Raw genomic sequence first — 14,497 nt, 5'->3', positions numbered from 1 at the left:
GTAAAAAGAGCAGGGCTGGAATAAAAAGACACGCCTCGCTCACCTGCGACCTACCACACATACATCAAAGGACTATTGTATTCGGTTTTCCCGCAACGAAGGTTTATATTTGGGGCAGCAACTTATCAAATCTTAATTAGGACGTGGTAACTAAACTTAATAAAAATTAACATTTAAACCAATTCATATGTAAGCTTTTAGAGTTAAACTGTATTGAATTTCCTAGTCAGCTTAGTTGCTTATGATTTTACTATCAAACTATCTAATCACTACAAAAGCAGCATCTTATCTGTATAATATTCTTTAAATGAAATAGAACCTACGTTATCTATTTTTCTATTTTATTTTTTTCAATAATTTCCTCTAAAAATGCGAATAATTCAAATTTCAATTCATTATTTTGCAGCGCCATTTCAATCGTTGTTTTAATAAACCCGAGCTTCTCACCGACATCATATCTTACACCTTTAAAGTCATAAGCATACACCGCTTCTACTCGATTCAATTCCGCAATGGCATCTGTTAATTGAACCTCTCCGCCAGCACCTGGTTTTTGATTCTCAAGAATGCCAAAAATCTTTGAACTTAGAATATAGCGTCCCATTATTGCAACATTTGAAGGTGCTTCTTCCTTCTTAGGCTTCTCTACTAAATTATTCACACTATAAAGACGATTATGGATCTCTTTCCCGTCTATAATTCCATATCTAGATACTTCGTTCATCGGAACACTCTGCACACCTATAATTGATGACTTATACCGGTCATACTGCTCAATCATCTGTTTCAAACAAGGTTTTTCAGCTTGCACGATATCATCACCTAGCAACACTGCAAATGGTTCATTTCCAATAAACTTCCTTGCACACCAAATCGCATGTCCGAGCCCTCTCGCCTCTTTTTGACGAATATAATGTATATCCACCATTTTTGATGACTTCTGCACTTCGTTTAACAGTTCAAACTTCCCTTTTTCGAATAAATTCTGTTCTAATTCAAATGAGTTATCAAAATGATCCTCAATTGCTCTTTTTCCTTTACCAGTGACAATTATTATGTCTTCAATCCCAGACGCAATTGCTTCTTCAACAATATATTGAATCGTAGGTTTATCAACAATTGGAAGCATTTCCTTAGGCATTGCTTTAGTTGCTGGTAGAAATCTTGTTCCTAACCCTGCAGCTGGAATAATAGCTTTTCGAACAATCATTATTATCTCCCCCTATTTCGTCACATAAGCTATATACAATGTTAATTTCATTTTTTTACTACTTGTTCGTATGATCTACCCTGACTTAATCCATACTTCTTAGCAATCTGAATGAGTTCATCATATTGTTCAGGCGATAATTTATCCAAAATGATACTTCTCGCCTTTTTCTTATCTTCGACACTGAGCCCACCACTTGCTAAGCCCTGTAGTTCCTTAATATCAGACATACTTAATTCCTTTAAGAACACAGATGTAAGCTGAGCTTTCTCGCCAACCGTAATTTTTTCCTGAACATCTTTCGCTTTATCGATACTAACTTCTGCTTTATAACCTCCGTCAGACGGTTTAGCAACCTCACCTGTAGAAGTACCGTTGTTTGTATCTGGTGTTTTTTCAGGGCTCGTAGATGGTTCCCCTGCTGTATCCGTTTCCTGAGTGCCTTCATCTGTTACAGGGGCATCCGTTGCCCCTGCTACTGGATCAGTTCCTTCCGTAACTGCACCATCCACAGTCTCATTCATCGTTTCATTTAGGATCTCATTCTCAAGGCTCTCCGATAATGAAGAAATAAGCTTATCCACAGCATAGTTTGCTGCAAATAAGCCCCCGACTCCCAATATCACAATAATTGATGCAACCCAAATCAATACCTTTTTCCACTTTTTCATCTTATTCGCCTCCGCTAAGATAGACTGTTTGCTTACGATACATGGGAATAAAAAGGAACAAGATGCTCGATAACATCCTTGATCGAATGCTGATCTTCACTTATGACTTTCTCAATTCGCTTAAATTGCAGCTCTAACTCTACTCTATTGATATGTATTGGTTTGCCTATGTAAATTCGTTCATGTTGAGTCGATGTTACCGCTTCCTCATCGGTTAGCAGCTCCTCGAACAATTTCTCACCCTCGCGTATACCGCTGAAGTTAATCTCAATATCCACATTCGGTTCATAGCCGGAGAGTCTAATAAGATCCTGTGCCAGATCGAGTATACGTACCGGCTTGCCCATATCCAGTACGAAGATCTCTCCTCCCTTGGCGAAAGCACCGGCCTGAATGACCAACTGTACGGCTTCTGGTATCGTCATAAAATACCTAACCATATCCGGATGGGTAACGGTGACTGGACCGCCTGCTGCAATCTGCTCCTTGAATCTTGGGATTACGCTGCCACGGCTGCCAAGTACATTGCCGAACCGGACCGCTACGAACTGGGTTTCACTAATCGTGTTAATGCTTTGTATGTACATCTCTGCAATTCTCTTCGTTGCTCCCATAATGCTGGATGGATTAACTGCCTTATCGGAGGAAATCATTACGAATCGTTCTGCTTTGTATTTATCTGCACAATCGGCTACGTTACGGGTACCGAATACATTGTTCTTCACAGCTTCCGATGGATTACGCTCCATGAGGGGCACATGCTTATGGGCCGCTGCATGGAAGACCACCTGGGGCCGGAACTTACGGAACACATCATCCATTCGGCTGCGATCCTGAATATCGGCGATAACGGTTTCCAGTTTCAGATGCGGGAACTTGGTTCTAAGCTCCATCTCTATCGTATAAATGCTGTTCTCCCCATGTCCCAGAAGCAGAAGACAGGTGGGCTGGAAAGAAGAGATTTGCCGGCATAGCTCCGAGCCAATCGAGCCGCCTGCCCCGGTAACGAGAACCACCTTATCCGATACGTAATTCGCGATGCCTTCCAGATCGGTCATCACCGCTTCCCTGCCCAGAAGATCCTCGACCTCTACATTTCGTAACGATCGAACGGCCAGCTTGCCCTTGATGAAATCGTTAATGGAAGGAATGATCTTCACCTTTGCCCCGGAAAGCTTGCAAATATTGATAATATCGCTGATATGCACCCGCTTAGCGGAAGGCATGGCGATAATGATGTCATGGATTTGATATTTATGTACAACCTCTTCAATGTTCATCCGTGTACCTAGTACCGGCAAGCCTACGACCTGCATATTTCGTTTATGTGGATCATCGTCAATAAAGCCAATAATTCGATTGCCTAAGAAGCTGTTGCTTGTCATGATTTCCTTTGCGATCAATGCTCCACAGTCGCCTGCGCCTACAACTAATACATTATTTGTTAATTCTGTCTTTTTTGTTCTGTTTACTCGGATTAAGCGCCAAAGGAAGCGTGAGCCCCCCATAAATATAATCATAAGCTCCAGTGTTCGGGATGCGATCGAGAGCGGAACGCGATTCCCAAACAATACATAAGTCACAACATAAGAAAGAACAAGTCCAATAATAATGGCTTTCGCCAACTCTATGATTTCCCCAATGCTCGCATACTGCCACATTCGTCTGTACATACGAAAAAAAGCTAGACTGCTGCCGCAGATCAAGGTGGTAGATAACGCAAATACTAGCATCTGGTTCTCATAGAAGGGAGGGATACTTCCATCAAACCGAAACATATAGGATATCGCAATCGCTACCCATATAATGCAAATATCGACCACCAAAATAACTAGCATTCTATTTCTGTTGCTCACTTTATTCATCCCTCCACTAAAACGAACCTCTTTGAATTGGGTTACTTGTCTTGCACACCGTAATAATAATAGTAGGCCTCTTCATTGGCCTTGCGCTTCACATTATTAAGGACAACACCTAAAATTTTTGCATTTACGCTCTCCAGGTTCTTCACAGCTTTGCTTGCAATCTCGCGTTTCACCTTGCCTTGATCAACCACCAGAATGACGCCATCGCTCTTGGTGGCCACAATCTGCGCATCGGTTACCGCAAGCAGCGGCGGCGTATCAATGAGGATAATGTCGTACATCTGCCTTAGCTTCTCAATGATTAGCGTCATTCGCTTGGAATTCATCATCTCAGCCGGATTTGGTGGAATCGCGCCGGATGTAATGACATCTAAGTTAGGAATATCTGACATCTGAATCGCTTCTTCCAGCGAGCACTGCTGAGAGATCACGGAAGAAAGTCCATAACGATTCGAAATAGAGAAGGTATGATGAGCCGTAGGCTTGCGAAGATCGGCGTCTATCAGCACCACTCTCTTCTCGGATTGCGCGAACGTCACCGCTAGATTCGTTATGGTTGTCGACTTGCCCTCACCGGGACCCGCCGAGGAAACCATTAATACCTGCAGCTGTTCGTCAATGGATGAAAATTCAATGTTGGTGCGCAGCGCGCGATAAGATTCTGAGATAGGCGACCGCGGATTTGTAACGGTAATGATCTGACGCTTATTTTTCAATCGAGACACGCTCTAATTCACCTGCCTTGTAGGTTTGGTTGGCTTTGCTGCTATGGCTAGAATTAGCATCCTCCGTATTCATTCTTGAGATCATGGCTAGCGTAGGCTGGCCTAAAAATTGCAATACATCCGCTTCGGTCTTGATCGTATCATCCATGTACTCGAGCAGAAACGTAATGCCGATGGCTATCATTAATGAAACGACAAAAGCGATAGCGATATTAAGTGGAATGTTAGGCGATACCGGACTTGGCTGTGCGTCAATGACCGCTTCATTCAGAATCGATACATTCTCCACCTTGAAGATATGCTGAATCTCTTCTTGGAACACCTTAGACACTGCATTCACAATCTGAGCCGCTTGCTTATAATCCACGTCCTGCACGATCAAGGTCATGACTTGCGTATTATTCACAGAGCTTACCTGAATCTTGCGTGAAAGCTCGGTTGTCGTTAATCCCAGCTCTGAATATTTCGAAGCTACTTTATCCAAGATAGCCGGTGTCTTAATAATTTCCTTGTATGTATCAATCATCTTGATATTGGAATTGATCTGATTAATATCCAGCTGTCCGGTCGCCATCTGTGCTGTCGTCTGATTTACGATAATCTTCGTGGATGCCTCATAAACCGGATCTTTGAAAAACATGCTTACTACAGCTGCTGCTGCCGTACAGATGATTACGAACACAATGATTAAGGCTAAGCGTTTCTTGATGATCGCCATATACTGTCGCAAATCTAGTTCGTTAGACACTCAATTCTCCTCCATCGAATATAGTCATATAGAATCATCTTATAATCCTAAAGAACTACATTCTAATACATAATAATCTATATTATTACAATACACCAGATTTTTCACAAAAAATCTTCCTCCCATCTACATGAGAGGAAGATATTTACATTATTGTTTGATTAATTGTCGAAATTTAGTGCTCGGTAAATAATGACAGCCGCTTCTGCGCGAGTCGCATTGTTATTCGGCAAGAACTTGCCTGCATCGCCAATTACGATTTTGTGAGTCGCTGCAAATGCTACGCCCTCTTTCAAGGTCGCGTTAATCTTAGCTGCGTCCGCAAAGCCTTTAAGAGCTGCGTTCACATCCGTTACATCAGCTGCTCCTTGTACTTTCAAAGCACGAGAGATCATCGTAGCCATCTCAGCACGAGTGATCGTTGCATTAGGATCAAACTTCGAAGCCGAACGGCCGTTGATGATCTTCAGGTCTGCCGCGGCAGCCACATAAGGAGCAAACCAGTCAGAAGAATTAACATCATCAAAGCTCTCTACTGCCGAACCATTCTCAAGATCAAGAGCACGGATCAGCATCTTCGCGAATTCAGCGCGAGTAACTTTATCCTTCGGTACGAATTTGCCTTCTGCCTTGCCCTCAATAGCGCCTTTGGCAGCTACCACTTGAATCTCGCGGCCAGCCCATGCTTCTACGGAAGCAATATCGCTGAACGAAACTTTGTTCTCAACGACAACATAAGAAGAGAAGGAATCACGCGATTCGATAATCGAGCTGCCTGATACGCGTCCACCATGGAATACTAGCTTGCCGTCTACGATTTTCGCTACGGAAAGAAGCTCTTTATCCAGGCCAGTCGTATCGCCAAGCGGAATGCTAATTACGATCGAACGGTTAAACGATGTTGTTGCTGTACCGCCAACGGTCAGGTTGAAATCATAAATCTCCGAAGCCGATTTCAAAGCTCCAACTACTTCTGCAGTAGCATCGCTTTTCTTGATCGTTAGGGCAATAGCTGACGAGAATGTGCCGCCAACTGGAATCGTTATTTCAAATTTATCAACAACGAAGGTAGCGCCAGAAACGCTTCCAGCTGCCGCTAGTTTCACAGCTGCATCAGAAAGGTTAAGTACGACATCTTTCTGCGTAACTGCTCCCAGGTTGATAATCAAAGCTGTTTTTGCAAGCGCCGAAGCCGGAGCCACTTCTTTCACTTTATCGGAAACGGCACTAATACCTGCAATGGCAGAGAGCAAGCTCGTTTCGTTCAGTTGAAGAACTGCTTGTCCGTTAACATTGCTTACATTAGTTGAAGCACTGATTGCAGCAAGCGTCGCGATTTCTGCTTTCGCATCGGTGACAAATTTCGTAATAATAGCTGCTTTCTCTGCTTCCGTCGCTTTATCAAGCGCCGCTTTCAAATCATTCAGCAATTTATCCGTGGATACCGGTAGCGGAACGACTGGCGTTACCGTACCCGGATTAGTGCCAGGGTTTGTCGTTGGTGGATTAAGAGATTCATAGGCCGTAAACAATGCAACGGCTGCTTCCGTAAACAAGCTGTCTTTGTTTACTGCCGTTCTTGAGCGAGTTAGCACTTCAAGCACGTCAGCCGTCTTCACTTCGTAATGAGTGAACACTTGTTGCACCGCATAATTTTTCCCCGACAATGCATTCAACACATCGCTCATAAGTTGCTTAACGCTGTCTTTGTTCTGCATTAGATCAAGCAGCGCGGATAAGCTCTTGTTCTTCACTTGCGCAACAAGCTCTTTCTGAATATCGAAGAAATATTCGGCAACATCGTCAACCGTCAGATCTTCTACTCCAGCTTCAGTAGCAAATGATTGAAGAAGAGGCCCGTATTGGATACGCAGGTTGTCAAGGCCTTCAACTGAAGGGTTGTAGGACAACGATACAGCCGCGAAGAACAAACCTTCCAATTGCGTTTCTTCTGCATCGGTTGGATTGAAACGGTCGACGATCGGATCAACGATATCGCCTTTCACATGGATATCAAGACCATCCAGAGCAGTTTGAAGAGCTTGTACTTTCGGCCATCCTCCTGTAGCAACCAAAGCGTCGTAAAGCTTCTTCGCTTCGGTTACCAGAGCAGAGTCAGTCAAAGCTGAGGAGGCATAAGTTACCCCATTTAGTCCTAGCTTGTCCGCAAGACCCTTGTTGCTTAGCGGAATTCCAGCGAAAGCCGTAAGGGCTACGCTCGCAGCAATCGTAGATACTGCAATTTTTTTTCTTAATGTCACTCTCATTCACTCCTATATAAGAAATAGTTGCACCCATCTAATAGATGAATGACTAATAACGCCAATCGTTCTACCATTATGTATGTAGCTATTTACTATTGCTCCCACCGAAGCTAGCATCCCCTATTTTTTATAAAAATAGGAAAGAAAACGACGCACAGCCCCCTCTGAAGCAGAGGCAAGCGGTGGTTGATTATGAAATGGAGAATCATGAATAACAGCTTCTGCATTGCTCTTGAAATAGTTCACCCACTGTTCTCCCATCCGCCTCTCAATGAACGAATAGGCTTCGCCCATGCGAAATCCGCGGCGCTCCACATGGTGTGCGTCGGAAGAAACAATATGAATGTGCCCACTCTTCATAAGTGACCAGGCATGCTGCTCGATGCGCTTCCCAAACCCTCCTAACAAGGAGTGCGTAGTCATCTGGGCATAAGCCCCCGCGTCGATCAGTTCAGCCAAACGTTCCGGATGCTGCGTAACCTCCGCGTTTCTCTCCGGATGAGCAATAATAGGTTTGAGATTCAAGACATTGAACTCGTGAATAAGCTCAATCATCGTCTTCGGAATACGAGAGGATGGCATCTCAATCAATACATAGCTAGAATCCGCCAAAGTCAGCAGTTCCCTCCTATACCAGGCATCAAGGAGACCATCATGGACACGGATTTCCTGACCGGTCCTAATAGTAACAGGCACACCCGCAGCGATTAACTGTTCGTTAATGGCGTGAGTGTGCTCGGCTACGTCTACTGCTGCATTAGTATAAGTCCCGTTGGCGTGATGAGGAGTTGCAATGATGGTTGTAATTCCCTCTGATACGGCTGCCCGGGCCATATTCAAAGCATCATTCCAATTCGCTGCACCATCGTCCAAGCCGGGTAAAATATGTGTATGGATGTCTATCATGCTGATCTCACTTTCTGGTAGATTTTGATCAATCGCCCTTGATAGGCACTTCTGATCTCAATTCTATCACATGAAGCTGCAAGAATCAGCACTTCTCGCTATATTTCGACAGTTTCTAACTCATAACTTTCTTCATTATATCCTACAATTACCAAAAGTGTTAGTTAAAAAATGTCAAATATAAGGCTTTTTTCAGAAATTGTTCAGTGCTACAGAAGCTCTTTGCGAAGCTCTGCTGCAGATTTTGGCGAAAGATAACCAAATGGAATGTCGAAAACCGTTTTCGCACCAGCTTGGCCTTCGCGAGCCAGCTTGTAAGCTGCTCTAGCATAAGCAACCAAAACGCTGGCTGTGAATTCCGGATTGCTGTCCAGCTTCAAGCCAAACTCGATGATTTGCGTGCTGTTCTCGCCCGTCTTGCCGCTGCGTAGCACCATGCCGCCATGCGGCATCGAGGAATGCTCAGCTTTCATCGTCGCTTCATCTATAAAGTGCACAGTTGTATTATAATCGGCAAAATAGTTTGGCATCGTACGGATTTCCTCCGCAATTGCCTCTTGGTCTGCCCCGTCTTCCGCTACGATGTAACAGTCACGGACATGCTTCTCGCGCGTAGTAAGCTCCGGATTCTCTCCCGCACGCACGCGGCCTACTGCCTCGTCGCTCGGAATCGTGTATTGTACGCCATGCTTAACACCCTTGACGCGGCGAATCGCATCGGAGTGGCCTTGGCTCACGCCTTTGCCCCAGAACGTATACTCTTTGCCTTCCGGCAAAATCGATTCAGCCAGCAGGCGGTTCAGCGAGAACAAGCCCGGGTCCCAGCCTGTAGAAATAACGCTAACTTTGCCACTTGCTTGCGCAATAGCATCCACTTGCTCAAAAAATTCAGGAATGCGCGCATGCGTGTCAAAGCTGTCTACCGTATGGAACAAGCGTGCGAAAGCAGGCACTTGCTCCGGTAGGTCCGTTGCAGAACCGCCGCACAAAATCATTACGTCGATGTCACCCACAAAACGTTCTGCATCTTCAATGGAGTAGGCTTTCACCTCAGACGGAATGGAAGCCGGGTCTCTGCGGGTAAAGATAGCGTCTAGTTTCATATCTGGGTTTTGCTTAACCGCAAGCTCTACCCCGCGGCCCAAATTGCCGTAACCAACGATACCGATACGAATTTGTTCAGTCATGATGCCGCCACCTCTTCCTTTAAAATGGTTTCAAGCTTAGATCCAGCCTCTAGCGTCCATGGCTGCTGCGATGCGCTTAATCGAAATCATGTAAGCAGCCGTACGAAGGTCTACGTCATGTTCTTTAGCAAGGTCGCGAACCGCTACATAAGAAAGGACCATGTTCGTTTCAAGCTTCTCAAGCACTTCCGCTTCGCTCCAGTAGTAGTTCGCAAGGTTTTGTACCCACTCGAAGTACGAAACCGTTACGCCGCCTGCATTTGCAAGTACGTCTGGAATAACCGTAATGCCTTTGCCGAACAATACGCGGTCCGCTTCAGGCGTTGTAGGGCCGTTAGCAGCTTCTGCAATAATCTTCGCTTTGATACGGTCTGCGTTAGCCGCTGTAATGACATTCTCAAGCGCAGCAGGCACCAAAATATCAACATTCAACTCAAGCAGCGCCTCGTTCGAGATTACGAACGACTCGCCGTACTCGCGGATGGAAGATGTATCCTTTAGTGTGGAGATTTTTTCAATATCTATTCCGTTCGCGTCAAAAATGCCACATTTGGAGTCGCTGACAGCAACGATTTTACAGCCTGCTTCGCTAAGCAAACGAGCTGCGATACGACCTGCATTACCAAAGCCTTGTACAGCTACGGTAGCGTCTTGAACGGGGATGTCCAGATCCTTAAGCGCTTCTAGAATGGTATATACACAGCCTTGAGCTGTTGCTTCATTACGGCCTTTCGATCCGCCTAGGATAAGCGGTTTGCCTGTAATAACGCCTGGGGAGTTAACGCCCTTCAGTCTGCTGTACGTATCCATCATCCAACCCATAATTTGCGGAGTCGTGTATACGTCTGGAGCTGGAATATCTTTGTCCGGTCCTACGAAATCAGCGATTGCTTCCATGAAAGCACGGCTGACACGCTCAAGCTCGCCTTTGCTAAGAAGATGCGGATCACAAATAACGCCGCCTTTACCGCCGCCATATGGCAGTCCTACTACGCCGCATTTGAAGCTCATCCACATGGAAAGTGCTTTAACCTCGTCAAGTGTTACATCCGGGTGGAAGCGAATGCCGCCCTTAGTGGGTCCAATCGCGTCGTTATGCTGGGAACGGTATCCCTCAAATACACGAACGCTTCCATCGTCCATACGAACGGGAAAGTTAACCGATAGCACACGTTTTGGCTGCTTCAAGATTTGCGTAACATGCTCAGGCAATTGCAAATGCGCTGCTGCCGTATCAATTTGTTGCTGTGCGATTTGGTACGGATTTAACGTTTCTTCCACTGTACTCACTGTCATTTCGGGTTCATTCCTTCTTCGTAGAGTTCGACTCCCAATCCATTGAAAAGCCGCTTTTTTGATTTTACCTTTTTCAATAGTATTTTAAAAGAAATTTTTCGCTAAAAAGTACAAATATTCAGCGATTTTATCCATTGTCATGTTAGGTTTCATTGAATGATAGTAACAGTGACATAGATTTGAGGATTAAAGCGACTTACAGCTGTCATTGACCGCAAAAAAACAACAAAAAAAGAGAATTGACGGGAGTCTAGCTCCCATCAATTCTCTTTCGCCATTCTTGTTCTTAATCGCGCACAGCGATGTAACTATTTCCCAAGCTCATTTTGTCATCGCATAAAACTCCTTTAAAGCACTGTAGCTATCTACAATGCTTTGATGAATGTCATGCTTGTGAGGAATCCCCATATGGGAGGTAATCACATCATGGATGCCTGTGTGGCGGATTGCCGTTTGCAGCAAAACTGCCTCTTCATCCTTCTCGTAATCGAACAGCAGCGCCGCCGCTATCGCCGATGTAAGGTGCGGAATTGGAATACCCAGCTTGTGCGCCTGCAAGGCAGGCCTCACCAGCCTATCATTTAACGAAAGCTTGCGGATCGGCGAGCGCCCTACCCGAATCACGTTGTCCGTCAGCCTCGGATTCGTGAACCTCAGCAGCATTTTTTGAATATAGCGATTATGCTTCTTCTCGTCCCAGTGGTATTTAGAGGTTAGGATACTGCCCGTCTCTCCAAGCACCTTCGACAGCTCCTCCTTGATCTTATCATCCTCCATCGCTTCTTGAATCGTTGCATATCCTTCGAGGTAACCATGATACGCAGCCGTGCAATGGCCTGTATTCACAGTAAACAGCTTACGTTCAATGTAAGGTTCCAAGGAATCGACATACTTTGCGCCATCAATTTCCGGAAAGCCTTCGAGCATGGCTGAGCGATCAATAATCCATTCAAAATACGGCTCTACGGTCACTTTCAGCGGGTCATCATGCTCCTGCGCGGGAACGATCCGGTCTACCGCCGTATCGGGAAAAGCGATGCAGCGATCCGCCGCCTCATGCCACTCTACAGCCAAATGCTCATACACCCGCCGCTTCAGCTGCGAGCTTCCGGATATTGCATTCTCGCACGCAATAATATGCAGAGGCTTGTAATTGCGTGCCTTCAGCCTCTTCTCAAGCCCGCTCGCGATAGACTCAGCGATATGCTTGAGTGCCGTTACGCCGACCGCCGTGGTGATCAGCTCCGCTGTTGCCACCGCCTCAGTCACGGCCGTTTTATTTTTTCCACTGATGGCCGATATGTTTCTCACAATTTCCGTGTCTCTAGCTTCGTTCGCCAGCGTCACTGCATATTTCTTCTGCTGCTGAAGCAGCTCAACCTTCCTCTCATTGCGGGCAATGAACGTAACCTCATAACCCGCATTGGACAGAAGAAGACCAATAAAGCCTCTACCTATATTGCCTGCGCCAAAATGAACAGCCTTCATCGTCCGAACCCCCTTAATTTGGATGGTGTCGTCTTTAATTAGACAGAATATTCTGACTTATTGTGTTATAAAAAGCTTCTGCTTTACGTTTCACATTGTATCCGAATTTAACGCCGTATCACTTGCCTATTACAGCCCACCTGCAACCATCTCATGAAAATCAATATGAGCCAGCGATTCCGCATGATACGAACGCTCGCACTTGTCGAAGGACAGGCTTCTTGTAATGGTATTGGGAACGACGATACACGACATGCCAGCTGCCGATGCCGCCCGTGCACCGTTAGGCGAATCCTCAATGGCCATCGCTTCACCGGCTTCTACGCCGAGACCAGCTAGCGTCTGCGTATAGAGCTCAGGGTCCGGCTTCACCTTGGCCACATCATCCGCCGTCCTAATGCATTCGAAATAATGTCCGATTTCAAGCTGCTCCAAATACTTATCAATCCAGGCGCGAGCCGAGCTCGAGGCAAGGCCAATCTTCAAGCCGGAGTCCTGCGCATAGTTCAAATAATCTAGAATGCCCGTGCGTACCTGCTCGCTTTGCATCAGCTCTGAATGCTGCTGATGAACTAGCTCGCGGAACGCCTGCTTATCGATGGGAAGATTCAAATCCGTCATCAAATACTCGTAAGGGTTAAAGGTATGAAGACTCGTGCCAATACAGCCTGAGTACTGTTCCAATGTGAGGTCTACACCATGTTCCTTGTATGCATCACGAAAAGCGTTGTACCAAGCCGTTTCAGTGTCAATAATCGTACCGTCAAAATCAAAAATTATCGCTTTAATCATTCATCCTTCTCCTCTCAAGAGCTTAAATGTTAGATTTACTAACAAAACCGTAACATTTTTTAAAAGTTTACGTCAAGGCGAGCAAGCGACCAAATGGCGTTATACGGGCCTGTCCCCTCTTTCTGCCAAAACCGAGGAATCCCTTGCAGCGACTGGGTTTATCGCTATTTTTGCAAACGCTTTGATTTCTTGCGAAAAAAAATTTCCACCTTTTTTAATGAACCGCTTACATTTCTTCCTCTCTCTAATCTGCACAAAAAAAGAGTTATCCGCCGGAGCCTCTTCCGCTCTTTTGGACAACTCCATCCTGGTCACTCCTGTAGCCTAGCCGTTCGCGCATGTCTTCTATGGGCAGCATCGACACGATGCTCCTATTGATTATACTAAGTGTCCGCCCGCGTTCGCCGCCGCCACAGGCTCCTCACGCCGCTTGCGCTCGATGCTGATCCAGATCAGCCCCGCCGCCATACAGCCTGCGCCGCACATTTGCAGCAGCGTGATTTTCTCGCCAAACATAAAGTAACCGGCGATAACCGCCGCAGCAGGAACCGCATAACGGAAAAAATTTGACCTCGTCGCTCCCACCTTGAACATGCACGCATTCCACACGACAAAAGCCATAACCGTACAGATCAGCACATTGTAGCCAATCGATAGATAATGCCCGGCTTGCAGCGCAGACCAGTCGGTTTGCCCCCAAGAGCCGAAGGACAGAGGAAGCATGAACAACGCACCGAAGGCGATCGTCCATGTACTAACGCGCAGCGCGGAATATTTCTTCATCAGCGACATTGAGCTTAGGTTAAAGAGCGGCCCGATGATGCTGACGCCAAACGCCATAGCGTTGCCGAGCATATTTTCAGAAGAGAGACTGAAGCCCTCACCCCCGCCAAGAATGACGAAGCATACGCCTACAATTGAGATAGCGCCGCCAACGATCAGCCGAAGCGTTATCGATTCCTTCATGAACAAAGGCGCGAACAAAGCAGCGAAGATGGGCCAAGGGGCTACATTCAGCAGCGATGCGTTCGCCAGTGTCGTGTACTTGATCGAGTACATTACCGTGATTTCAAGCAGTGTAATCCCGATCAAGCCAATGAGCGCAAGCCTCGGCACGATACGCCAAGGAATGCCCACGCTGCCCTCAGTCAGCTTTAGAATAACAAAGAAAAACGGAATAGCCAGGCCAAACCTCAAAAACGAAAACACTACCGGGTTAAACGACTCCATCGCGAGCCGGGAGATGCCGAAATTGGCTCCCCACACGACTGCGATTAGGATTAGCCCGCCGTAATTCATCCACTTGTTATTCAATCTCTTCGCCCCATCTATTCGCAGTTATTGC

At 46.0% G+C, this 14,497-nt stretch carries 13 protein-coding genes; all 13 read right to left on the bottom strand.

What is annotated here, in order from left to right; translation table 11 throughout:
• Positions 1-328: 328 nt before the first annotated feature.
• Positions 329-1,210 carry a UTP--glucose-1-phosphate uridylyltransferase GalU gene (galU, locus tag FJQ58_RS03610; RefSeq protein WP_274382314.1) on the bottom strand — a complete coding sequence of 294 codons (882 nt, stop codon included), beginning with the start codon at positions 1,208-1,210 and terminating at the stop codon, positions 329-331.
• A 47-nt stretch (positions 1,211-1,257) separates the two neighbouring features.
• Positions 1,258-1,881 (bottom strand): Asp23/Gls24 family envelope stress response protein, encoded by a 624-nt coding sequence (locus FJQ58_RS03605; protein WP_139991068.1) that lies wholly within the window; start codon positions 1,879-1,881, stop codon positions 1,258-1,260.
• Positions 1,882-1,913: 32 nt separating this feature from the next.
• A complete protein-coding gene (locus FJQ58_RS03600) occupies positions 1,914-3,746 on the bottom strand; it encodes a polysaccharide biosynthesis protein (RefSeq protein ID WP_202915199.1) in 1,833 nt (610 codons plus the stop codon).
• Positions 3,747-3,778: 32 nt separating this feature from the next.
• The gene (locus FJQ58_RS03595) at positions 3,779-4,471 is read right to left on the bottom strand and encodes a CpsD/CapB family tyrosine-protein kinase (RefSeq protein WP_139991067.1); all 693 of its coding nucleotides are present in this window, start codon (positions 4,469-4,471) and stop codon (positions 3,779-3,781) included.
• Positions 4,452-5,219 (bottom strand): YveK family protein, encoded by a 768-nt coding sequence (locus FJQ58_RS03590; protein ID WP_139991066.1) that lies wholly within the window; start codon positions 5,217-5,219, stop codon positions 4,452-4,454. The genes FJQ58_RS03595 and FJQ58_RS03590 overlap by 20 nt, the downstream gene beginning before the upstream one ends.
• A 161-nt stretch (positions 5,220-5,380) precedes the next feature.
• Complete coding sequence (locus tag FJQ58_RS03585; RefSeq protein WP_162341280.1) at positions 5,381-7,480, bottom strand: S-layer homology domain-containing protein; 2,100 nt, start codon at positions 7,478-7,480, stop codon at positions 5,381-5,383.
• A gap of 123 nt (positions 7,481-7,603) precedes the next feature.
• Positions 7,604-8,389 (bottom strand): tyrosine-protein phosphatase, encoded by a 786-nt coding sequence (locus FJQ58_RS03580; RefSeq protein ID WP_139991064.1) that lies wholly within the window; start codon positions 8,387-8,389, stop codon positions 7,604-7,606.
• Between the two features lie 209 nt (positions 8,390-8,598).
• Positions 8,599-9,576, bottom strand: coding sequence for a diaminopimelate dehydrogenase (locus FJQ58_RS03575; protein WP_139991063.1), 978 nt, complete (start codon positions 9,574-9,576; stop codon positions 8,599-8,601).
• 36 nt (positions 9,577-9,612) lie between these two features.
• The gene (locus FJQ58_RS03570; protein WP_139991062.1) at positions 9,613-10,872 is read right to left on the bottom strand and encodes a Glu/Leu/Phe/Val family dehydrogenase; all 1,260 of its coding nucleotides are present in this window, start codon (positions 10,870-10,872) and stop codon (positions 9,613-9,615) included.
• Positions 10,873-11,193: 321 nt separating this feature from the next.
• Positions 11,194-12,360 (bottom strand): mannitol-1-phosphate 5-dehydrogenase, encoded by a 1,167-nt coding sequence (locus tag FJQ58_RS03565; RefSeq protein WP_139991061.1) that lies wholly within the window; start codon positions 12,358-12,360, stop codon positions 11,194-11,196.
• 129 nt (positions 12,361-12,489) lie between these two features.
• Positions 12,490-13,152: an HAD family hydrolase gene (locus FJQ58_RS03560; protein WP_139991060.1), complete on the bottom strand. Its 663-nt coding sequence runs from the start codon at positions 13,150-13,152 to the stop codon at positions 12,490-12,492.
• A gap of 99 nt (positions 13,153-13,251) precedes the next feature.
• Positions 13,252-13,458 carry a hypothetical protein gene (locus FJQ58_RS03555; RefSeq protein ID WP_139991059.1) on the bottom strand — a complete coding sequence of 69 codons (207 nt, stop codon included), beginning with the start codon at positions 13,456-13,458 and terminating at the stop codon, positions 13,252-13,254.
• 72 nt (positions 13,459-13,530) lie between these two features.
• Entirely contained in the window at positions 13,531-14,466 is a 936-nt protein-coding gene (locus FJQ58_RS03550; protein WP_238403767.1) for a DMT family transporter, read from the bottom strand.
• Positions 14,467-14,497: the final 31 nt, after the last annotated feature.

Source organism: Paenibacillus paridis (genome assembly GCF_006345825.1).
GTDB lineage: Bacteria > Bacillota > Bacilli > Paenibacillales > Paenibacillaceae > Pristimantibacillus > Pristimantibacillus paridis.
The sequence above is the reverse complement of the archived record's forward strand: the minus strand, read 5'-3'. Positions and strand labels throughout refer to the sequence as shown.